This is a genomic window from Nocardia sp. NPDC058519 (assembly GCF_042719755.1).
Lineage (GTDB): Bacteria > Actinomycetota > Actinomycetes > Mycobacteriales > Mycobacteriaceae > Nocardia.
Map to the genome: position 1 here is coordinate 125984 of NZ_JBHXNK010000003.1, position 20404 is coordinate 146387.

At 66.7% G+C, this 20404-nt stretch carries 22 protein-coding genes; 13 read left to right on the forward strand and 9 right to left on the reverse strand.

Going from position 1 to position 20404, the window contains the following annotated elements; genetic code table 11:
- Positions 1–40 precede the first annotated feature (40 nt).
- On the reverse strand, positions 41–685 hold the full coding sequence (locus ACFWPK_RS05145; protein WP_378913274.1) for a TetR/AcrR family transcriptional regulator: 645 nt from the start codon (positions 683–685) through the stop codon (positions 41–43).
- A gap of 10 nt (positions 686–695) precedes the next feature.
- On the reverse strand, positions 696–1217 hold the full coding sequence (locus tag ACFWPK_RS05150) for an Lrp/AsnC family transcriptional regulator (protein ID WP_378913275.1): 522 nt from the start codon (positions 1215–1217) through the stop codon (positions 696–698).
- A 132-nt stretch (positions 1218–1349) separates the two neighbouring features.
- Between ACFWPK_RS05150 and hppD the strand changes: the two genes are divergently transcribed.
- The 7 genes from hppD to tuf all read left to right on the forward strand — a co-directional run bounded on the left by hppD (position 1350) and on the right by tuf (position 8174).
- A complete protein-coding gene (hppD, locus tag ACFWPK_RS05155) occupies positions 1350–2492 on the forward strand; it encodes a 4-hydroxyphenylpyruvate dioxygenase (RefSeq protein ID WP_378913276.1) in 1143 nt (380 codons plus the stop codon).
- A gap of 31 nt (positions 2493–2523) precedes the next feature.
- Positions 2524–3051 carry a DUF3558 domain-containing protein gene (locus ACFWPK_RS05160; RefSeq protein ID WP_378913277.1) on the forward strand — a complete coding sequence of 176 codons (528 nt, stop codon included), beginning with the start codon at positions 2524–2526 and terminating at the stop codon, positions 3049–3051.
- On the forward strand, positions 3048–3593 hold the full coding sequence (locus ACFWPK_RS05165; protein ID WP_378913278.1) for a DUF3558 domain-containing protein: 546 nt from the start codon (positions 3048–3050) through the stop codon (positions 3591–3593). The genes ACFWPK_RS05160 and ACFWPK_RS05165 overlap by 4 nt, the downstream gene beginning before the upstream one ends.
- Positions 3594–3865: 272 nt before the next feature.
- Positions 3866–4240, forward strand: a complete 375-nt coding sequence (gene rpsL / locus ACFWPK_RS05170) for a 30S ribosomal protein S12 (RefSeq protein WP_056814220.1) — start codon at positions 3866–3868, stop codon at positions 4238–4240.
- Between the two features lies 1 nt (position 4241).
- Positions 4242–4712 carry a 30S ribosomal protein S7 gene (gene rpsG / locus ACFWPK_RS05175; protein WP_056814216.1) on the forward strand — a complete coding sequence of 157 codons (471 nt, stop codon included), beginning with the start codon at positions 4242–4244 and terminating at the stop codon, positions 4710–4712.
- A gap of 33 nt (positions 4713–4745) precedes the next feature.
- Complete coding sequence (gene fusA / locus ACFWPK_RS05180) at positions 4746–6848, forward strand: elongation factor G (protein ID WP_067449655.1); 2103 nt, start codon at positions 4746–4748, stop codon at positions 6846–6848.
- Positions 6849–6983: 135 nt separating this feature from the next.
- Positions 6984–8174 (forward strand): elongation factor Tu, encoded by a 1191-nt coding sequence (gene tuf, locus ACFWPK_RS05185; RefSeq protein ID WP_056814209.1) that lies wholly within the window; start codon positions 6984–6986, stop codon positions 8172–8174.
- Between the two features lie 74 nt (positions 8175–8248).
- On the opposite strand, the gene ACFWPK_RS05190 is transcribed toward tuf, so the two are convergent.
- Positions 8249–8596: a nitroreductase/quinone reductase family protein gene (locus tag ACFWPK_RS05190; RefSeq protein WP_378913280.1), complete on the reverse strand. Its 348-nt coding sequence runs from the start codon at positions 8594–8596 to the stop codon at positions 8249–8251.
- Between the two features lie 125 nt (positions 8597–8721).
- Here ACFWPK_RS05190 and ACFWPK_RS05195 point away from each other — a divergent pair, with 125 nt between their 5' ends.
- A complete protein-coding gene (locus tag ACFWPK_RS05195; protein WP_378913282.1) occupies positions 8722–9543 on the forward strand; it encodes an alpha/beta fold hydrolase in 822 nt (273 codons plus the stop codon).
- Position 9544: 1 nt separating this feature from the next.
- Here ACFWPK_RS05195 and ACFWPK_RS05200 read toward each other — a convergent pair whose 3' ends face one another.
- A complete protein-coding gene (locus tag ACFWPK_RS05200; RefSeq protein ID WP_378913283.1) occupies positions 9545–9976 on the reverse strand; it encodes a PPOX class F420-dependent oxidoreductase in 432 nt (143 codons plus the stop codon).
- Between the two features lie 270 nt (positions 9977–10246).
- On the opposite strand from ACFWPK_RS05200, the gene fusA (ACFWPK_RS05205) reads away from it, so the two are divergent.
- Positions 10247–12325 carry an elongation factor G gene (fusA, locus tag ACFWPK_RS05205; RefSeq protein WP_378913284.1) on the forward strand — a complete coding sequence of 693 codons (2079 nt, stop codon included), beginning with the start codon at positions 10247–10249 and terminating at the stop codon, positions 12323–12325.
- A gap of 54 nt (positions 12326–12379) precedes the next feature.
- Here fusA (ACFWPK_RS05205) and ACFWPK_RS05210 read toward each other — a convergent pair whose 3' ends face one another.
- Positions 12380–13279 (reverse strand): helix-turn-helix transcriptional regulator, encoded by a 900-nt coding sequence (locus ACFWPK_RS05210; RefSeq protein ID WP_378913285.1) that lies wholly within the window; start codon positions 13277–13279, stop codon positions 12380–12382.
- A gap of 103 nt (positions 13280–13382) precedes the next feature.
- Here ACFWPK_RS05210 and ACFWPK_RS05215 point away from each other — a divergent pair, with 103 nt between their 5' ends.
- Complete coding sequence (locus ACFWPK_RS05215; RefSeq protein WP_378913286.1) at positions 13383–14933, forward strand: MFS transporter; 1551 nt, start codon at positions 13383–13385, stop codon at positions 14931–14933.
- Here the strand turns inward: ACFWPK_RS05215 and ACFWPK_RS05220 are convergent.
- Together ACFWPK_RS05220 and ACFWPK_RS05225 are read right to left on the reverse strand one after the other, a co-directional pair.
- On the reverse strand, positions 14859–15476 hold the full coding sequence (locus tag ACFWPK_RS05220; RefSeq protein ID WP_378913288.1) for a TetR/AcrR family transcriptional regulator: 618 nt from the start codon (positions 15474–15476) through the stop codon (positions 14859–14861). The two genes, ACFWPK_RS05215 and ACFWPK_RS05220, sit on opposite strands and share 75 nt — an antisense overlap.
- On the reverse strand, positions 15476–15832 hold the full coding sequence (locus ACFWPK_RS05225; RefSeq protein WP_378913289.1) for an SPW repeat protein: 357 nt from the start codon (positions 15830–15832) through the stop codon (positions 15476–15478). The genes ACFWPK_RS05220 and ACFWPK_RS05225 overlap by 1 nt, the downstream gene beginning before the upstream one ends.
- A gap of 215 nt (positions 15833–16047) precedes the next feature.
- On the opposite strand from ACFWPK_RS05225, the gene ACFWPK_RS05230 reads away from it, so the two are divergent.
- Positions 16048–17247: an NAD(P)/FAD-dependent oxidoreductase gene (locus ACFWPK_RS05230; RefSeq protein ID WP_378913291.1), complete on the forward strand. Its 1200-nt coding sequence runs from the start codon at positions 16048–16050 to the stop codon at positions 17245–17247.
- A gap of 3 nt (positions 17248–17250) precedes the next feature.
- On the opposite strand, the gene ACFWPK_RS05235 is transcribed toward ACFWPK_RS05230, so the two are convergent.
- Together ACFWPK_RS05235 and ACFWPK_RS05240 are read right to left on the reverse strand one after the other, a co-directional pair.
- Positions 17251–18306 (reverse strand): NAD(P)H-dependent flavin oxidoreductase, encoded by a 1056-nt coding sequence (locus ACFWPK_RS05235; protein WP_378913292.1) that lies wholly within the window; start codon positions 18304–18306, stop codon positions 17251–17253.
- Positions 18303–18902, reverse strand: a complete 600-nt coding sequence (locus ACFWPK_RS05240; protein ID WP_378913293.1) for a flavodoxin family protein — start codon at positions 18900–18902, stop codon at positions 18303–18305. Before ACFWPK_RS05240 ends, ACFWPK_RS05235 begins: the two co-directional genes overlap by 4 nt.
- A 70-nt stretch (positions 18903–18972) precedes the next feature.
- Here ACFWPK_RS05240 and ACFWPK_RS05245 point away from each other — a divergent pair, with 70 nt between their 5' ends.
- Positions 18973–19548 carry a TetR/AcrR family transcriptional regulator gene (locus ACFWPK_RS05245; RefSeq protein WP_378913294.1) on the forward strand — a complete coding sequence of 192 codons (576 nt, stop codon included), beginning with the start codon at positions 18973–18975 and terminating at the stop codon, positions 19546–19548.
- Between the two features lie 60 nt (positions 19549–19608).
- The gene (locus ACFWPK_RS05250) at positions 19609–20373 is read left to right on the forward strand and encodes a glutamate racemase (RefSeq protein ID WP_378913295.1); all 765 of its coding nucleotides are present in this window, start codon (positions 19609–19611) and stop codon (positions 20371–20373) included.
- Positions 20374–20404 lie beyond the last annotated feature (31 nt).

A 20404-nucleotide genomic window follows, 5' to 3' on the forward strand; every position in this document is an offset into this window, starting at 1 on the left:
GGTACGCGAGATCCGGCGTGCCCGGCCGAGGCCGGGGCAGCTACATCAGGCTGATGAGGAAGAGGGTGAGGACCTCGACGAGGTCGTCGAGTTCGGCGCGCGCCGCTGCGGGCCCGCCGGTCGGGTCGTCGGTACTCCACTGATGCACCAGCGCCATCAATGCGCCGATGAAACCCGTTGCGCCGGCGCGATATCCGCCCGCCGGAACGAAATCCTGCCCGAGCGTCCGTCGCAATTCCGCGGTGAAGAACTGCACCCAGATCTCACGCTGTTCGACCCGATGCTTCTCCACGCCCGCGCTCACGCCGACGATCTCGACGAACGACACCCGGGCGCGCCGAGGATCGCTGCCGATCGACTCGGCATAGGCGCGCACCGCGATTCTCGCCCGCGTGGCCGCGTCCGCATCGGTGACCGCTGCCAGCGCCTCGGTCACGGCGAGCCGGGCGTCGGCCTGGATCAGGTCGTAGACCGCGAGCAGCAACATCTCACGGTTGTCGAAGTGTTCATAGAACTGCGCGCGCGCCAATCCGGCGGCCTTGCACACTCCGGTGATGGAGCTGCCCTGGTAGCCGTGCTCGCCGAACACGGCGAGCCCGGCGGCGATGAACTGTGCCCGTCGATCCGCCCGGCGATCATCGACCGGGCGGCCGTCATAGACCCGAGAGGAGCTGCTCGCCGTCACAGCGGCAACCCTAGCGGGGGTGCTCGGTCCGATAGGCGGGCGCCTTCGCGGTACCCGAGGGGGCCAGGGTGCGCAGCAGCGGCATGGTGCGGCGCGCGATCACCGTCGACAACACGACCACGCTGTGCGACCGCACCACCGATCCGGTCCGGTCGATGCTCAGCAACACCGACTGCAACCCGGCGTGTGAATCGGCCCCGATCCGGCACAGCACGTCACCGGACCCGGTCGTCGCGTACGCCTCGACCACCCCCGGAATCGCCGCGAGCTCCGCGCTCACCAAGTCGAGCGCTCCCTGCGCGATCTCCAAGGTCACGAATGCCTGGACATCGAAACCCGCTGCGGTGACATCGATCTGCGGATCGTAGGAGGCGATCACCCCGGATTCCTCCATCCGGTTGATCCGCGCCTGCACCGTCGCCCGCGCGACCTTCGTCCGCCGCGACAGCTCGAGAATTCCGGCCTTCTGGAACTCGTGCATCGCGGTGAGGATCGCCAGGTCGAGCTCATCCAATTTCGCGGGCGTGCGCATGAGAAGACCTCCATGTCCGGTTGCTATTCAAATTGTCCATCATTTGTGTGCATTCGGTGGCTTCTCGAGCCAGCCTGTTCAGGCAAATATGGGGTAGTTGCCCACCTGTGGCATGACGCGATTTCCTAGGTCATGACCATTGAGCAGCAGCTCGTCGGGCTGATCGAGCATGACGACAGTGTCGATCCGTTTCCGGTGATCGGGTGGGACGCACTCGTCTGGGTTGTCGGCAACGCGACCCAGAGCGCCCACTTCCTGCAATCCGCGTTCGGCATGCGACTCGAGGCGTATTCGGGGCCGGAGACCGGCAATCGCGACCACAAGTCGTTCGTGCTGCGCAGCGGGGGAGCGCGGTTCGTGATCACCGGCGCGGTCGACCCCGACAGCCCACTCGTCGCACACCATGACCGGCACGGCGACGGCATCGTCGATATCGCGCTCGAGGTCCCCGACGTGGACCGCTGCATCGCCTGGGCCCGCGAGCACGGCGCGACGATCCTCGTCGAACCCCATGACGAGACCGACGAATTCGGCACCGTCCGCTCCGCCGCACTTGCCACCTACGGCGACACCAGACACACCCTCATCGACCGCTCCGATTACGTCGGCCCCTATCTCCCCGGCTATATCGCGCGCACCTCCACCCGTGAGCCGGGCAAGCGCGTGTTCCAGGCGATCGACCACGTGGTCGGCAATGTCGAACTCGGCATGATGGACCGCTGGGTCGACTTCTACCGGGGCGTCATGGGATTCACGAACATGGCCGAGTTCGTCGGCGACGACATCGCCACCGAGTACTCCGCGCTGATGAGCAAGGTCGTCGCCAACGGCAACCACCGCGTGAAGTTCCCGCTCAACGAACCGGCGGTGGGCCGCAAGCGTTCTCAGATCGACGAGTACCTCGAGTTCTACCGCGGTCCCGGCGTGCAGCACATCGCCCTGGCCACCGGCGACATCCTCACCACCGTCGACGCCCTGCGCGCCGAGGGCGTCGAATTCCTGCAAACCCCCGACACCTATTACGAGGACCCGGAATTGCGCGCCAGAATCGGTGCCGTGCGGGTCCCGGTCGGCGAACTCCAGCGCCGAGGCATCCTGGTCGATCGCGACGAGGACGGCTACCTCCTGCAGATCTTCACCCGCCCCCTCACCGATCGACCCACCGTCTTCTTCGAACTCATCGAGCGACACGGCTCACTCGGTTTCGGAAAAGGCAACTTCAAGGCCCTTTTTCAGGCCATCGAACGCGAACAGGAGGCCCGCGGCAACCTGTGACCGGACCGCGCCGCCGGTTAGAGTTCATGGCATGCGGATCCCCTCGGCGATCATCACCGGCATGACCTTGGTCGTCATGCTGACGTCGTGCGGATCGGGGGGCGACTCCGATACGCCGACAGGGCCAAATCGACCACCACCGAAGGTCGCCTCACTCGGCCCCTTCGTCGGCGAGTGCGGTCACGTCACCGACGACGAAGTGCGCACCCTGGCCGGCCTCGGCCAGATCGCGCGGGTCTACAAGAACGCGACCGGCTGCAACTGGCAGGCGGCCGGATTATCTTCGCCCAGCGTCACTTTCGCCTCCTACCGTGGCAGTCCGATCGAACGTGAGAAGGCGTGGGTGTCCAACGTCGGCCGCGCACCGGAGACCGTCGACGTCGGCGGCCACCCCGGCTTCCAGGCGCTCGCGCCGGAGGGCACTGTCTGCGACTTCGCCGTGCAACTCGACGACGACTTCTTCGAATGGTCGATATCCACCGGCCTCTTCGCCACCGGCGGGAACCCGTGCGACCGGACCAGGAAACTGGCCGAGCTGACCGTGGGACGGCTGAAGTGAGGGCGGGCAGGATCGCCGTCGCCGCGCTGATGCTCAGCCTCGCGCTGGCGGGCTGCGGCCAGAAGATCGAGGGCACCGCCCAGCCCCTTGGCCAGGGTGGCGGTGGGGAGTCGATCAACACCGACTTCGACAAGCTGCTGCGCGAGTGCGAGGTGGTGGCCCCCGACAAGATCGGCGAGATCGTCGGCAACGCCAAGATGGTCGGTGCCTCCTTCAGCGGGGCCGTCTGCATGTGGGATGTCGAGGACGCACCTGGTGGGGGAGCCATGGTCAGCCTCAACTGGTACGAGATGGGTACCCTGAACAACGAGAAGACCACCAACGACAAGCTGGGCTACCTCTCCGGCGACATCACCGTGCAGGGCCGCAGGGCGCTGCAGGTGCGTCGGCCGGGCGACAACGACTCCTGCGGCGTCACCGCACCGGCCGCCGATGTCGGCGTCGTCGGCTGGTGGATCAACTACCGGCCCGGCTCGGCTCACCCCGATCCGTGCGCGGGCGCCCAGAAATTGGTCGAGCTGACTCTGGATCTCGCCCGGTAGAAGGCTTGACGCGGCCCCCCGCTTTGACCCCGAATCGGGCAGGTGGGTATCGTAGATCCCTGTGCCCGGATTGCTACGGGCAAGTTCGTGTGTGAACGTAGGCCAGCGAAAGCGGCCGATACGTTCCAACGTGCCTTGAAAAGGGCACTGAGCGCCACCGCGACACGCCCGACCACGGGTTAACGGAAACGTGGTCTGACGTGCGAGTGAAAGCTCGATGAACTGCAAGACACTGCACACCAAGCGCAATTACCAATAAGGAAAGCCGGTCTATGCCAACCATCAACCAGCTGGTCCGCAAGGGTCGCCGCGACAAGGTCACCAAGACCAAGACTGCGGCCCTGAAGGGGAGCCCGCAGCGTCGTGGCGTGTGCACTCGCGTGTACACCACCACCCCCAAGAAGCCGAACTCCGCGCTCCGTAAGGTCGCGCGTGTTCGCCTGACCAGCGCGATCGAGGTCACGGCGTACATCCCCGGTGAAGGCCACAACCTGCAGGAGCACTCCATGGTGCTCGTTCGCGGCGGTCGTGTGAAGGACCTCCCGGGTGTCCGTTACAAGATCATCCGTGGATCGCTCGACACCCAGGGCGTGAAGAACCGCAAGCAGGCGCGCAGCCGCTACGGCGCCAAGAAGGAGAAGAGCTGATATGCCACGCAAGGGCCCCGCACCCAAGCGTCCGCTGATCAACGACCCGGTCTACGGGTCCCCGCTGGTCACTCAGCTGGTCAACAAGATCCTGATGGACGGCAAGAAGTCCACCGCCGAGCGCATCGTCTACGGCGCACTCGAGCAGGCGCGTGAGAAGACCGGCACCGATCCGGTCGTCACCCTCAAGCGCGCGCTGGACAACGTCAAGCCCGCCCTCGAGGTGAAGCCCCGTCGTGTCGGTGGCGCCACCTACCAGGTGCCGGTCGAGGTCCGTCCGGGCCGCGCCAACACCCTCGCGCTGCGCTGGCTGGTCAGCTACTCCCGCGCCCGTCGCGAGAAGACCATGGTCGAGCGTCTCGCCAACGAGCTCCTCGATGCCAGCAACGGCCTCGGTGCCGCCGTGAAGCGTCGCGAGGACACCCACAAGATGGCCGAGTCGAACCGGGCCTTCGCGCACTACCGCTGGTGATTGCCCGGCCCGTCACTTAAAAGGGAGAATTTCGTGGCACAGGACGTGCTCACCGACCTGAACAAGGTCCGCAACATCGGCATCATGGCCCACATCGATGCGGGCAAGACCACCACGACCGAACGCATCCTGTTCTACACCGGTATCACGTACAAGATCGGTGAAGTTCACGATGGCGCGGCCACGATGGACTGGATGGAGCAGGAGCAGGAGCGTGGTATCACCATCACCTCCGCGGCTACCACCTGTTTCTGGAAAGACAACCAGATCAACATCATCGACACCCCCGGGCACGTCGACTTCACCGTCGAGGTGGAGCGTTCGCTCCGCGTGCTCGATGGTGCGGTCGCGGTGTTCGACGGCAAAGAGGGTGTCGAGCCCCAGTCCGAGCAGGTGTGGCGTCAGGCCGACAAGTACGACGTGCCGCGTATCTGCTTCGTGAACAAGATGGACAAGCTCGGTGCGGATTTCTACTTCACCGTGCAGACCATCAAGGACCGTCTCGGCGCTCGCCCGCTCGTGATCCAGCTGCCGATCGGCGCTGAGAACGACTTCGAGGGCATCGTCGACCTGGTCGAGAACAACGCCAAGGTCTGGAAGGGCGAGACCAAGCTCGGCGAAGAGTACGAAGTCGTCGCGATTCCGGCCGACCTCGAGGAGAAGGCCGCGCAGTACCGTCAGGAACTGCTCGAGACCGTCGCCGAGTCCGACGAGGCACTGCTCGAGAAGTTCTTCGGTGGCGAGGATCTCACCATCGAGGAGATCAAGGGCGCCATCCGCAAGATGACGGTCAACTCCGAGCTGTACCCGGTGCTGTGTGGTTCCGCGTTCAAGAACAAGGGCGTTCAGCCCATGCTCGACGCGGTCATCGATTACCTCCCTTCCCCGCTGGACGTCGAGGCCACCACCGGCCACGTGCCCAACAAGGAAGAAGAGCTGATCACCCGCAAGCCGAACGTCGACGAGCCGTTCGCGGCGCTGGCGTTCAAGATCGCGGTGCACCCGTTCTTCGGTGAACTCACCTACGTGCGCGTGTACTCGGGTCAGGTAGCCTCCGGCGCCCAGGTCGTCAACTCGACCAAGGGCAAGAAGGAGCGTCTGGGCAAGCTGTTCCAGATGCACTCCAACAAGGAGATGCCGGTCGCCACGGCGTCGGCAGGCCACATCTACGCGGTCATCGGCCTGAAGGACACCACCACCGGTGACACCCTGTCCGACGCGCAGAACCAGGTCGTCCTCGAGTCGATGACCTTCCCGGATCCGGTCATCGAGGTCTCGATCGAGCCCAAGACCAAGTCCGACCAGGAGAAGCTCGGCACCGCGATCCAGAAGCTGGCGCGCGAAGATCCGACGTTCTCGGTCAAGCTCGACCAGGAGACCGGCCAGACCGTCATCGGCGGCATGGGCGAGCTCCACCTCGACATCCTCGTCGACCGTATGCGTCGCGAGTTCAAGGTCGAGGCCAACGTCGGCAAGCCGCAGGTGGCCTACCGCGAGACCATCACCAAGAAGGTCGAAAAGCACGAGTTCACCCACAAGAAGCAGACGGGTGGCTCCGGCCAGTTCGCGAAGGTCATCATCGCCCTCGAGCCGTTCGTCGGCGAAGACGGCGCGACCTACGAGTTCGAGAACAAGGTCTCCGGTGGTCGTGTGCCCCGTGAGTACATCCCGTCGGTCGACGCGGGCGCCCAGGATGCCATGCAGTACGGCGTGCTCGCCGGCTACCCGCTGGTGAACCTGAAGGTCAGCCTGCTCGACGGCGCGTACCACGACGTCGACTCCTCGGAAATGGCGTTCAAGATCGCGGGTTCGCAGGCCCTCAAGGAAGCGGCCCGTAAGGCCGGTCCGGTGATTCTCGAGCCGCTCATGGCGGTCGAGGTCATCACGCCCGAGGAATACATGGGCGACGTGATCGGCGACCTCAACTCCCGCCGTGGCCAGATTCAGGCCATGGAGGAACGCAGTGGTGCCCGTGTCGTCAAGGCGCTGGTTCCGCTCTCGGAGATGTTCGGTTACATCGGTGACCTGCGGTCCAAGACCCAGGGTCGCGCGAACTACTCCATGGTGTTCGCCCAGTACGCGGAGGTTCCGGCCAACGTGTCCAAGGAGATCATCGCTAAGGCGACCGGCGAATAAAACCCTCTTGCGGTCCAGTGACACACTGGACCGCAAGTGCTGGACGTCAAGAAGAAACCCGATCCCCACCCCCAGTGGGGATGACCATACGCACTGCTGCAAATGCACGCACCAACAAGTCCAGGAGGACCCAAAGTGGCGAAGGCGAAGTTCGAGCGGACGAAGCCGCACGTCAACATCGGCACCATCGGTCACGTCGACCACGGCAAGACCACGCTGACTGCAGCGATCACCAAGGTGCTGGCTGACAAGTTCCCGACCCTGAACGACGCGTTTGCGTTCGATCAGATCGACAAGGCGCCGGAGGAGAAGGCTCGTGGTATCACGATCAACATCTCCCACGTCGAGTACCAGACGGAGAAGCGCCACTACGCGCACGTCGACGCCCCGGGTCACGCGGACTACATCAAGAACATGATCACCGGTGCGGCGCAGATGGACGGCGCCATCCTGGTGGTCGCGGCCACCGATGGCCCGATGCCGCAGACTCGCGAGCACGTGCTGCTCGCCCGTCAGGTCGGCGTGCCCTACATCCTGGTCGCGCTGAACAAGTCGGACATGGTCGACGATGAGGAAATCCTCGAGCTCGTCGAGATGGAGGTCCGCGAACTGCTGGCCTCGCAGGAATTCGACGAGGACGCGCCGGTCGTGCGTGTCTCCGGTCTGAAGGCCCTCGAGGGCGACGAGAAGTGGGCCGAGGCCATCGTCGAGCTCATGCAGGCCGTCGACGACTCGATCCCGGACCCGGTCCGCGAGACCGAGCTCCCGTTCCTGATGCCCGTTGAGGACGTCTTCACGATCACCGGTCGTGGCACCGTCGTCACCGGTCGCGTCGAGCGCGGCATCGTCAACGTGAACGAGGAGGTGGAAATCGTCGGCATCAAGGAGAAGTCGACCAAGACCACCGTCACCGGCATCGAGATGTTCCGCAAGCTGCTCGACCAGGGCCAGGCGGGCGACAACGTCGGCCTGCTGGTTCGTGGCATCAAGCGCGAAGATGTCGAGCGTGGCCAGGTTGTCGTCAAGCCGGGCACCACGACTCCCCACACGGAGTTCGAGGGCCAGGCGTACATCCTGTCGAAGGACGAGGGCGGCCGCCACACCCCGTTCTTCAACAACTACCGCCCGCAGTTCTACTTCCGTACCACGGACGTGACCGGCGTCGTTACCCTCCCCGAGGGCACCGAGATGGTCATGCCCGGCGACAACACCGAGATGCTGGTCAAGCTGATCCAGCCGGTCGCCATGGACGAAGGCCTGCGCTTCGCGATCCGCGAAGGTGGCCGCACCGTCGGTGCCGGTCGCGTCACGAAGATCATCAAGTGAGTCTGTAGACCCACTGCACAACCCGAACGGCGTCGCTCCCCTGGGAGCGGCGCCGTTCGGCGTTTCCGTGCGAGCTACTCCGGGCGGAAGCGGACGGATACTCCGCCGCGGGCGTCTCGGGTCGCTATGGCGTGGCCGGGGTGGTCGATGCCGTCGATGCGGAGGGTGGCGGGGGCGCCTTCGCCCAGGAAGTTGCGCCACCAGCTCTTCTTGTCCGGCATGGCCACGCCGATGAGGTATTCGTCGCCGGAGCGGCGGTAGTTGACAGGGGTGCTGATGGTGCGGCCGGAGCGGCGGCCGACGTAGGTGATCTGGGCGAAGGCCTTGCCCAGCAGTTTGCCGATGACGGGTGCCTCGGTCAGGGCGACCACGCCCGTGTTGAACGCGCCGACACCGCGGCGCAGCAGCGATTGTTGTCCCATCGGATTCTCCTGTAGTCGACGAACCGCCAGCCTACCGACGGTGGATGACGTCGCAGGTCATCGTGGTTGTCGGTGGTGCTCGGTAGCGTTGGGGCGCTAACGCATTCGACAGGATCGGAGACGTCATGGGCAGGGCTGCGCTCGAACGGGAATTGGATGTCAGCGAGGGGGTGCTCGAACACGGGATGCCCTATCTCGCGTTCGGGTCGGGGCGGCCGCTGGTGTTCTTGCGGTGGTTCACGCCCGACCATGCCAATCCGCGTGGCTGGCTGCGGTCCAGCGAGATCAAGACGATGCTGCCGTTGGCCAGGAACTTCCGGGTGTACGCGGTCAATCGCGCGCCGGGGATGGCGGCAGGCACCTCGATGGCCGATATCGCGCAGGCGCACGCGCAAGCCCTGCGCGCCGAATTCGACGCTCCCGTAGACGTTCTCGGCATTTCCTCGGGCGGTTCGGTAGCGCTGCAACTCGCCGCCGACCATCCGTCCGCCGTGCGCCGACTGGTGATCGCCTCCTCCGCCTACCGGCTCGACCAAGCCGCGCGCACGTCGCAGATGAACTACGCGCAAGCCGCCGCCGCGGGCAAGCGGTCCCTGCACCACCTGGCAACCCAGGGCATCGAATCGCCATTGAAGGCCCGCCTCGTCGGCGCGATGGCCTGGCTGGCGGACCCGCTGCTCCGCCCGAAGAACCCCGCCGACACCCTCGCCTTCGTTCAGGCCGAAGATGCCTTCGACCTGACCGACCGCCTCACCGACATCACCGCCCCCACGCTGGTCGTCGCCGGCGAACGCGACGAGTTCTACGACCAATCCTCGTTCCGCTACACCGCCGAAGGCATCCCCGATTCCCGCCTGATCATCTACCCCGCCACCAGCCATCTGGGTGCGATCAAACATGCCAGGTTCGCCCCAGACGTCACCGAATTCCTGTCCGCGACAACCTGACTCAGCGAATCTTGGCCCCGTAGACGTGCTCTACGGACAACGCCATGAGTACCCGCCGGTCCGAGACCATGACCTCGCGATACTCGTTCCAGTCGGGGTGCTCGCCCGCCGCTGCCCGGTAGTAGTCGACCAATGCCTCGACTTCCGGTCCATTCGGATCGGTACCGGGACCGGTCAATGTCGCGGTGCCTTCGGCGGTGGCCCACGACCATCCGTCGGCGCTGGTGACCTCGATGGCGGCGCGCGGATCGCGACGGAGGTTGACCGTCTTGGCGCGCCCTTCGGTCATGGAGACGTAGATGATGCCCGCCGCGCGGTCGTAGTACGGGGTGACCGGGGAGAGCTGAGGGCGGCCGTCGGACTTGATGGTGGCGAGGATGCCGATGCGGGAGTCGGCGATGAGGGCGTGCAGGTCGAGTGGGGTTTCGGGCATCGGTCGGCTCCTAGTGGTTGCGGGGCTGCTCGTTGTGACGAACCGTGGTGGTGGCGTGTTTATGCCCGGCGGCGAAAATCCGGTCGACAGCGCGCCGTCTCCTCGCGTAGAACTTGTCGCATGGTTACAGCACGTCCGCAGTCGCGGTTCTAGCTCGCATCGGGTCCTTCGGCGCCGGTGCGGCGCCGCGTGATCCGACGCCCGTGCCGTCCCAGGAACGCACAACCGGCGAGCGTCGATTCATCGACCGAACCAGCCTGGGGGATTCCCATGACCAGAATCGATCTCGCCCGCATACGCAATATCGGCATCGCCGCCCACATCGACGCGGGCAAGACCACGACCACCGAGCGGGTGCTGTTCTACACCGGTGTCACCCGCACCCTCGGCGAGGTACACGACGGCACCGCGGTGATGGATCGCATGATCCAGGAGCGTGAACACGGCATCACGATCGCGGCGGCGGCGACCACCTGCTCGTGGAACGAGCACCAGATCACCATCCTCGACACTCCTGGCCACGTCGACTTCACCGTCGAGGTGGAGCGCTCGCTGCGGGTGCTCGACGGTGCGATCGCCGTGTTCGACGCCAAGGAAGGCGTGGAGCCGCAATCGGAGCAGGTATGGCGCCAGGCCGACAAGTACGGCGTCCCGAGGATCTGTTTCGTGAACAAGATGGACAAGCTCGGTGCCGATTTCGCGTTCACCGTGCGGACCATCGCGGAGCGACTGCGGGTGCGCCCATTGGTGATTCAGCTGCCGATCGGTGCGGAACGGGAGTTCGAAGGGGTTATCGACCTGGTCGAGATGACCGCGAAGGTGTGGCGTGGCGACACCGACCACGGTGCACGTTTCGAGACGGTCGAGATCCCGGAAGAGCTGCGTACCAAGGCCTTCCAACACCGCGAGGCGCTGGAAGCGGCGGTCGCCGAAGCCGACGAGGAAGTGCTGGAGCGCTACCTCGCCGGTCAGCCGATCACCGTCGACATGCTGAAAGCGGCCATCCGGCGGATGACGATCGACGCACAGGCCTACCCGGTCCTGTGTGGCTCGGCCCTGGCGAACATCGGCGTGCAACCGCTGCTGGACGCCGTCGTCGACTACCTTCCGTCACCGTTGGATGTTGTTGCTGTGCACGGATTCTCACCGGCTGGTGAGCACATCCATCGCGCGCCCGATATCGCCGAGCCGTTCGCGGCCCTGGCGTTCAAGGTCGCGCTGCACCCGTTCTTCGGCAAGCTCGTCTACCTGCGGGTGTACTCCGGGACCGCCGAACCCGGAGCGACCGTATCGAATTCGACCACTGGACGAAAGGAGCGCCTCGGCAAGCTGTTCCAGATGCATTCGAGCACCGAGATCGCCGTCGAGCGAGTGCAGGCCGGTCAGATCTGTGCCGTGATCGGCCTGAAGGCGACGGGAACCGGAGACACCCTGTGCGATCGGGAAGCCCCCGTCGTGCTGGAGTCGATGACCTTCCCCGACCCGGTACTCGCCGTCTCGATCGAACCGAGGACCCGCGCCGACCAGGACAAGCTGGGCACCGCCCTGGCCCGTCTGGCCGACGAGGACCCGACGTTCACCGTGCACGTCGACGCCGAAACCGGTCAAACGGTCATCGGTGGCATGGGCGAACTGCACCTGGAGATCCTGGTCGACCGGATGAAACGGGAGTTCCGGGTCGACGCCGACATCGGCGCCCCACGCGTGGCCTACCGCGAAACCATCACCGCTGCAGTCGATCTGTTCGAATACACCCACCGCAAGCAGCAGGGTGGGCACGGGCAGTTCGCCAAGGTGGTGATCGCGCTGGAACCGCACGTGGCCGATGACGACGCGATCTACGAGTTCGAAAGCCGGGTCACCGGCGGGCGCGTACCGCGGGAGTACATCCCCGCGGTCGACGCGGGCGCACAGGACGCGCTGTGCGTCGGCACGCTCGGCGGCTTCCCCCTGGTGAACGTGAAGGTGACGCTGCTCGACGGCGCCGCCCACGTGCAGGATTCGTCGGAGCTGGCGTTCCGTCTCGCGGGTGCGGCAGCGGTGCGCGCCGCGGTTGCGAGGGCGAAGCCGGTACTGCTCGAACCGGTGATGGCCGTCGAGGTCGTGACACCGGAGGAGTACGTCGGCGAGGTGATCGGTGACCTCAACGCCCGTCGTGGCCGGGTCACCGACCTCACGGAACGGGGTGGCGCGCACGTGATCCGCGCACTGACCCCGCTCCAGGAGATGTTCGGCTACATCAGGGACCTGCGCTCGAAAACCCGTGGCCGAGCGAACTACTCGATGGTGTTCGACTCCTATGCTCCGGTCCCACCGGGTGCGGCCGAGTCGATCATCACGGGCGGCTGATCGAAACCGGTGGCGTCGCACTGCGTGCGGCGTCACCGGTTCCGTCCGTGATGCCTACGGGTGGGTTCCGTCCGACGTCTCGGAGTCGACCATCGCGGGGAGTTGGCGCGTCCCTGCGGATGCGGCCAGCAGGCGCAGCGCATCGGCCGAACTCTCATCGCGCGCGGTGTAGACCTCGAGCCGATGGTCAGGACTGTCGGGCTGCAACCACACCTGATAGTCGACATCCACGCGCCCGACCGTCGGATGACGCAGATCCATGGGCCCGACGGTGCAATCGGCGACCTCCGCCCCAGCCCACAGCGTCGCGAAAGTCGTACTGCGCATGGCGAGTTCGCCGATCAGTTCGGCCAGATGCGCGTCGGTGGGATACCGTCCCGCGGTCAGCCGCAGGTAGCCGACGTGAATGCGGGCGAGCTCGTCCCAGTTGCGGTAAAGGTCCCTGGCGAGGGGATCGAGGAAGAACAGGCGCGGAATCGACGGGCGTCGCGCGGGATCGCTGGGCGCGGTGAAGTCGAGGTGCTCGGCGACGAGCGCGTGTCCGGCACGGTTCCAGGCGAGCACATCGCCACGGCGACCGAGGACGACGGCGGGCATGGTGTCCCCGAGTGAGGTGAGCAGCGTGAGTACCCGTGGGTGGGGCTGTTCCGGTTCGGCCCTGACCAGGCGCGGGACGGCCGGTTGACCGGCGAGGTTGTGCAGGTGGGCCGTTTCGGCGGGGTCGAGCTGGAGCACCCGGGCGATGGCATCGATGACCTGGGCGGAGACGGTTCCGGCCTGGTCCTGTTCGAGGCGGGTGTAGTACCCGGCACTGACCCCGGCGAGCTGAGCGAGTTCCTCGCGACGCAGGCCGGGCACGCGGCGGGTGACACCGAAGGTACGTAGGCCGATCCGTTCGGGGGTGGTGCGGTCGCGGCGGGACTTGAGGAACGTTCCGAGGCTTTCCAACTCCATCGTTCCGATCGTAGGCACCTGGGCGCGGTGCTGCCTACCCCGGCTGGGTGTACCCACGTCAGGGGTCTGGTTGCCGCCCGCGCCCGATCGCAAGCTCGGTGACATGAATCGAACCCATGACACCGAGTTGCGGTCCTGGCTGGGCCTGCTGGTGGTGCTCGGCCCCGTACTGCTCGTCGCGATGGACGGGTCGGTGCTGTTCCTGGCGATGCCCGCCATCACCGACGCGCTGTCGCCTTCGGCCGACGAATCCCTCTGGATCCTGGACAGCTACGGCTTCGCGGTCGGCGCACTGCTGATCGCGTTCGGCACCATCGGTGACCGTTACGGCCGCAAGCGCCTGCTGATGATCGGCGCGGTGATGTTCGGCCTCGGCTCGGTGGGCGCGGCCTTCGCCACCAGCCCCGAACTGCTGATCGCCTTCCGCGTCCTGATGGGTGTGGCCGGTGCGACGCTGTTGCCGTCGGCGCTCGCAGTGCTCGGCACCTTGTTCACCGACCCACGTCGACGCGCGCGGGCCATCGGCATCTTCGCCGCCGCCTTCGCCGCGGGTTTCGCGATCGGCCCGATCGTGGCCGGTCAGCTGCTCACCCGGTTCTGGTGGGGATCGGTGCTGCTGATCAATGTGCCTGTGGTGCTGGTGTTCCTGGTGCTGGCGCCGGTCCTGCTCGGTGAGGTGCGCGCGACCGGGCTCGGTCGGATCGACGTGGCGAGCGTGCTCACCTCGGCGGCCGGGCTATTGCTGACGATGTATGCGGTGAAACATATTGCTGCGCAAGGTATCTCGATATCATCGGTGATCGCCGGTCTGGCCGGTATGGCTCTGCTCGGGTCGTTCGGCCGCAGGCAGGGGCGCATCGACAATCCGCTCATCGATTTCACCTTGTTCCGCAACCGGGTCTTCACCATCGCGATCATCACCGGGTTCCTGCCACTGGCAGCCTGGTCGGCGACCGCGTACCTGGCCGCGACCTACCTGCAATCGGTCCTCGGGATGTCCATCGCCGACGCCGCGCTGCTCGCGGTCCCTGGAGCCCTCGTTCTCACCGTGGCCGCCGTCGTCACCCCGGCCGTCGTCGCCCGCATCGGCCACTCGGCAGCGCTGATCACCGCCCACTTCACGATCGCGGTCGGGCTGATACTGCTGTTGCCGACCAGCACCGGCGGCGGTGTCGGCTGGTATATCGCCGCGACCGCGGTCGCCGGCATCGGCTACGGCATCTCGTTCAGCGTGGTCGCCGATATCGCGGTCGCCGCGGTTCCGGTCGAACGGGCAGGGGCGGCCGCCGCGCTGGCCGAAACCGGCAACGAGCTCGGCAACGCCCTCGGTATCGCCCTCTTCGGTTCCCTGGCCGCCGTGCTGTTCCGCGTCGACGGCCCCGACCTCGCTCCCACCCTCGGCGAAACCCTGCGTCTCCCGGCCCTTGCCCCCGCCGTACTTGCGGACGCTCGCAGCGCTTTCGTCAGCGGATTGCATGTGGTCGCCGCGACAGCGGCCTTCCTGCACGCTGTCCTCGGGCTGGCGGCGATCCGCCTGCTCCGCGGCAATTCGCCGGGCGTCCCGCGGATCGAGCCGGGCTCAGCCGAGTTGGGTCATGCCCGCCGCGACCACCTGGGCGACATTCATCAGGTCATCGGCCGTCGGAACGGGTAGGCCGTCGAGGGCGTGGAGACGGTCGGTACTGGCGATGGCGAACATGGCGGACACCCAGGCGGCGGCGCACGCGTGGAGGGTGCCGGGCCGAACGGGGACCGGCGTGCTGGCTTGCAGCACCCGGGCGGTGACGTCGAGGAGCTGGTCGCGCAGGGCGCGGAGGGTGCGGCGGACGTCGGGGTGGGTGTCGGCCTCGCGCCACATGATCACGCGCAGGACCGAGGAATGGTGGTCACGCAGGTTGATCGCGGTGTCGAGGTTGATCAGGCTGGCGGCCGGATCGCCGGGGGTGACCACGGCGGTGAGGTCGTCGATCGGGTGTTCCGGGACGCGCTCGCGCATAAGCGCGGACAGGATCGCGTTCTTGGTGGGGAAGTAGTAGAAGACCAGTCCTTTCGGCACGTCGGCGGCCGCGGCGACGGCGGCGGTCGCGGTGGCATCGAATCCCTGCGTGGCGAACAGGGTTTCGGCGGCATCCAGGATGAGTTGCCGGGCGTCGCCATCGCGTTTCGCGTTGCGGCGCCCGACTCGTCGGCCCGGCATCAGTGATGTGGAGCCATGTTGTGCAGGCGCTGGTTCATCGCGGGCAGTGCGGCGACCGCCACCACCGCCGTCACCACTCCGACCACCCATGCGGTCCAGGACGCGCCGCTGAAGGCGGTGAAGTCCATTGCCCACGGCGAGATGAACAGCAGCACGCCGAATACGCCCATCGCGTAGTCCGCGACGATCAGGTCATCCCTGGCCATCTGGATCAGACCGGTCGCGGCGATGAGTACGCCGAGCACGATGAGGGTCCAGCGGGCGTTGTCGTTGGTGGCGAGCCACAGGGGCGACAGTGCGGTGAATGCGCCGAGCACGACAGCGAGAAAATCCTGTGCGCGACTGTTGGTGAACATAGGTTGTGCCTCCTCGATGAGACGAAAATACTTCTGACCTCGGTCTACTCCTGATTGACCGCCCGGTCGATATCGGAAGCGGCACGGTTGGGTTGCGACGTGGGTGTCACAGCGGCCCGGCGCACTGGTACAAACATCTGGGGGCCGTAGTGGTCCGCGACACAGCAGAACATGGCATGGGTGGTCGGTGACCGAGCATGCCGAGAGGACACAACATGAGCGCGCCCATCGTGATCGTCGGAGCGGGTCTGGCAGGCCTGCGCACGGCCGAGGAACTGCGTCGGGCCGGGTACGAGGGCGGGGTGCTGCTGCTCGGCGACGAGACGCGCCCGCCGTACGACCGTCCGCCGCTGTCGAAGCAGTTCGTCCGCGGCGAGACCGACGACACCACCCTTCGGCCGCCGGAGTTCTTCGCGGACAAGAACATCGAACTGCGCCTGGGCACCGCCGTCACCGGCGTCGACACCGCCGCGCGCACCGTCACCCTGGCCGACGGCGGCACCGTCGCCTACGACCAGCTGATCATCGCGACCGGTCTGCGCCCCCGCAGGCTCCCCAGCTTGCCCGACGTCGCGGGCGTGCACGTGCTGCGTGCCCACGAGGACGCCGAAACCCTGCGCGCCGAACTCGACGGTGCGAACCGCGCACTGATCATCGGCGCCGGTTTCATCGGCTGTGAACTCGCGGCCAGCTTCCGTGCTGCCGGAGTCGAGGTCACCCTGGTCGAACCGCAGCCGACCCCGCTCGCTTCGGTCCTCGGCGAGCAGGTCGGTGGCCTGGTGGCGCGCATGCACCGTGACGAAGGTGTCGACCTGCGCTGCGGCGTCGGCGTCGACACCCTGCGCGCCGACGACTCCGGCCGGGTGCGTGGCGCGGTCTTCACCGACGGCACCGAAATCGACGCCGACCTGGTCGTGGTCGGCGTCGGCTCCGTCCCGGTCACCGATTGGCTGGCGGACTCCGGCATCGAACTGGCCGACAGGTCCGCGGGCGGTGGCGTGCTCGCCGACGAGGTCGGCCGCACCTCCGCCGACGCCGTCTGGGCCGTCGGCGACGTCGCCGCCTGGCAGCACGACAGCGGCGTCCGCAAGCGCGTAGAACACTGGACCAGCGCCGGTGAACAGGCGAAACTCCTGGTCACCGCCCTCCTCGGCGGCGCGCCCCCCACCATGGCCCGCGTACCGTACTTCTGGAGCGACCAGTACGACGTCAAGATCCAGGCACTCGGCACCCCATCGCCCAACGATGACGTCACCATCGTCACCGACGACGGCCGCAAGTTCCTCGCCTACTACTCCCGCGACGGCGTTCTCACCGCCGTTCTCGGCGCCGGCCTGACCGGCCAGGTGATGAAACTGCGCGCCAAACTCGCCACCCCCACCCCGGTAGCCGACCTCCTCGCCGCAGCGGGCTGAACCTCATAGGTGGGCAGGGACCTGCTGGTTGCCCAGCCCGGTGACCAACTCCGCCAGGTACTCGGCGGCGGCGGTGCTGCCCACCAGCGCCGCCGACTGCCCGGACCACAGATTGAGCAGCTCTGAACTACCCTGCTGTGCGGCGGTTTTCCGGATCGGCATCATGAGGGCGTTCTGTGCGGGATAGGCGGGTACCTCGGCTTCGTACCTGGCCATCTCACGCACGAAGCGGTTCGCGATGCCCCGTGCCGTCCGCCCCGAGAACAGTCGGGTGAGCACCGTCGTACGGGCACCTGCCGAGCGCAGCGCGGCGCGATGCACCGCGCTCGCACCTGATTGCTCGGTGGCCAGAAAGCCGGTCCCGATTTGCACAGCGTCCGCGCCGAGCAGCAGCGCGGCAGCGACCCCACGGCTGTCGGCGATGCCGCCTGCTGCCACGACAGGGATCGAAACAGACTGCGCTACCTGGGGAATCAGTGAGAATGTGCCGACCAACGACTCGTGCACCGGGGCTAGGAACGCGCCGCGATGTCCACCGGCGTCGGACCCGGACGCGACCACCGCGTCCATGCCCGCGGCCTCAATGGCAACGGCTTCGTCGACCGTGGTGGCGGTGCCGAGCGTGAGAATCCCGCGCTTGCGGGCGGCCGCGAGAAATCCCGCGTCGGGAATGCCCATCACGAAACTCACTACCGGTGGCGCCGCTTCGAGTACCCCGGCGAGCTGCTCCGCGTAGTCCGGCGTGAAGATGCCGTGCGGCGGTTCGGTGCCGAGTTCGGTGTAGAACGGTTGGAGCCGGAGCTTGTCCGCAGCCGCGAGGGTTGTGGGTTCGTCCGGTTGCGGTACCCACAGATTGATGTTGAAAGGTCGCTGGGTACGTGCCCGGCATTCGGTCACCAGCTCAACAATGCCCTGCCCATCCAGTATGTGTGCGCCGAAGGAGCCGAGCCCGCCGCCGTCGGAGATGGTTCCCAGCAGCTCGACCGTGGACAGCCCACCGCCGAACGGCCCTTGCACGATGGGATGTTCGATTCCCATCAGTTCGGTGAATGCGTTCACTGGGGCACAACCTCTCGGCCGTGCGCCAGCAGCAGCGCTTGCTCGGCGACGCGACGGCCCAGGTGCGCGGCGGTGTCCAGATCGGCGCGCACAGGCGCCTCGTCCGGCCCCACGTCGGACGGCGACTGCGCCATCGCGCCGAGAAAACCGCCGAGCGCGTTCAGCGAGTCGCGTTCACCGGCAGCGGTGTAGGCCCAACCGGGCGGCAGACCGAGGCCGACCCAAGTCATCCCGTGTTGCGCGGCGAACAGGGAAAGCCAGACCAGGGTGTTGAGCTTGTCGCCGTTGACACCGGCGGAGTTGGTGAATCCGGCTGCGACCTTGTCCTTCCATCCTTGCTCGAGCCATACCCCGGAACTGGCCTCGGCGAAAGCCTGGAACACCGCGGTGTGGCTGGCCATGTAGGTGGGCGAGCCGAACACGATGGCGTCGGCGGAGGCAAGGGTGTTCCACAGGTTCTCGCCGAGTTCCTCGACGTCGACCAGCACGGCTGTTGCGCCGTCGAGGCTCTCTGCTCCCGACGCTACGGCCTTCGCTTGCCGCGCGGTGTGGCCGTATCCGCTGTGATAAGCGACGGCAACGGTGATTGTGGACATGTCCATCCTTCATTTGTAGACGACCGGTCAACTATAAACAGAAAGTTGACCGGTCGTCTACTGTGGGGAAATGGGAAGAACGAGTGATGCCCGAGAGCGCCTGCTCGACTCCGCGGGGGATCTCATGCATCAGCGCGGCTACGCCGCCATCGGCGTCGCCGAGATCTGCGCGCGTGCTGACGTGCGGAAGGGCAGTTTCTACCACTTCTTCGCCTCCAAGGAGGCGCTGTCGATCGCCGTGATCGATGCCTACTGGGAGGGGCAACGCCCCACGTGGCTGGCCGCCCGTGACGGCGATACCGCACCGGCATCCCGCCTCGAATCGCTGGTGCGCGCCCAAGTCGAGGCTCAGTACGTATACCGGGCAGCCACCGGCAACCTCGGCGGCTGCATGCTGGCAAACGTCGGGCTCGAATTGAGTGACCGAGAACCTCTGGTGCGCAGGAGGATTCAAGAGATCTTCGATGAACAGACAACGATCGTCGCCGACCTGGTGTCCGAGATCGACGGCGTCGATCCCGTCAGCACTGCCCGTTCGGTGCTCGCGCAACTCGAGGGAGCGCTGCTGTTCGCCAAGCTCCACAACAATCCCCTGTTGCTCGACGGACTGTGGGATCAGACCAGACGCCTACTCGACCCCGGGTAGGAGGGGCGGCGCACACATGGGCGCGCAGGGCCGATCTCGCACCTGTAATACGGTGTAGCGGTGATCGTCGCGCTCATCGATTCCGGCCTCGGCCTGTTGCCTACGGCTTCGTGGTTGCGCAAGCTGCGGCCCGACGTCGATCTGCTGCTGCTGCTCGACCCCGACGGCGCGCCGTGGGGGCCAAAGCCCGAGCAGTGGGTGGTCGAGCGGGTCGTCGGCGCGGCGCGGCAGGCGGTCGAGTCGGGGGCCGAGGTGATCGTGCTGCCGTGCAATACCGCCAGTGTCACGGCGTTGGATCACGTGCGGGCCGAGGTGGGGGCTTCGGTGCCGGTGATCGGCACGGTGCCCGCCATCAAACCGGCTGCCGCGCAATGCAATTCGGTGGCGGTATGGGCGACGGCGGCGACCACCGCCAGCCGTTACCAAGCCGACCTGATCGCCCGGTTCGGCGGTGACGCGAAGGTCGTCGGGGTCGCCTGTCACGGACTGGCCGACGCGATCGACCGCGGCGATGTCACGGCGATCCGCGAGTCCATCGCCGACTCCGCCGCGCGCACCCCGGCCGACGTCGAGGGCGTGGTCCTCGGCTGCACGCACTACCCGCTGGTCATCGACGCCATCGTCGCCGCCCTGCCCGACGGCGTGCGCCTGTTCGACAGCGCCCAGGCCGTCGCCGCCCAAACCCTCCGCAAGATGGACGAGCTAGGCCGCCCCACCACCGGCACCGGCACCGTCACCGTCCGCACGAGCGGGCGGCCGGGCGAATTGCCCTCCGGTGCGGCGACATTCGAGTCGGGCCGCCTGCTCGGCGCGCTGCCCGCTTGATCGGCAGGCGGCCGCCTGCGCGAACATGTCA

Bases quoted from the DNA above. Each gene is read 5' to 3' on its own strand.
- ACFWPK_RS05150 (WP_378913275.1), bottom strand. From the start codon at position 1,217: ATGCGCACGCCCGCGAAATTGGATGAGCTCGACCTGGCGATCCTCACC.
- hppD (WP_378913276.1), top strand. From the start codon at position 1,350: ATGACCATTGAGCAGCAGCTCGTCGGGCTGATCGAGCATGACGACAGT.
- ACFWPK_RS05160 (WP_378913277.1), top strand. From the start codon at position 2,524: ATGCGGATCCCCTCGGCGATCATCACCGGCATGACCTTGGTCGTCATG.
- rpsL (WP_056814220.1), top strand. From the start codon at position 3,866: ATGCCAACCATCAACCAGCTGGTCCGCAAGGGTCGCCGCGACAAGGTC.
- rpsG (WP_056814216.1), top strand. From the start codon at position 4,242: ATGCCACGCAAGGGCCCCGCACCCAAGCGTCCGCTGATCAACGACCCG.
- ACFWPK_RS05190 (WP_378913280.1), bottom strand. From the start codon at position 8,596: ATGGGACAACAATCGCTGCTGCGCCGCGGTGTCGGCGCGTTCAACACG.
- ACFWPK_RS05195 (WP_378913282.1), top strand. From the start codon at position 8,722: ATGGGCAGGGCTGCGCTCGAACGGGAATTGGATGTCAGCGAGGGGGTG.
- ACFWPK_RS05200 (WP_378913283.1), bottom strand. From the start codon at position 9,976: ATGCCCGAAACCCCACTCGACCTGCACGCCCTCATCGCCGACTCCCGC.
- fusA (WP_378913284.1), top strand. From the start codon at position 10,247: ATGACCAGAATCGATCTCGCCCGCATACGCAATATCGGCATCGCCGCC.
- ACFWPK_RS05210 (WP_378913285.1), bottom strand. From the start codon at position 13,279: ATGGAGTTGGAAAGCCTCGGAACGTTCCTCAAGTCCCGCCGCGACCGC.
- ACFWPK_RS05215 (WP_378913286.1), top strand. From the start codon at position 13,383: ATGAATCGAACCCATGACACCGAGTTGCGGTCCTGGCTGGGCCTGCTG.
- ACFWPK_RS05220 (WP_378913288.1), bottom strand. From the start codon at position 15,476: ATGCCGGGCCGACGAGTCGGGCGCCGCAACGCGAAACGCGATGGCGAC.
- ACFWPK_RS05225 (WP_378913289.1), bottom strand. From the start codon at position 15,832: ATGTTCACCAACAGTCGCGCACAGGATTTTCTCGCTGTCGTGCTCGGC.
- ACFWPK_RS05230 (WP_378913291.1), top strand. From the start codon at position 16,048: ATGAGCGCGCCCATCGTGATCGTCGGAGCGGGTCTGGCAGGCCTGCGC.
- ACFWPK_RS05240 (WP_378913293.1), bottom strand. From the start codon at position 18,902: ATGTCCACAATCACCGTTGCCGTCGCTTATCACAGCGGATACGGCCAC.
- ACFWPK_RS05245 (WP_378913294.1), top strand. From the start codon at position 18,973: ATGGGAAGAACGAGTGATGCCCGAGAGCGCCTGCTCGACTCCGCGGGG.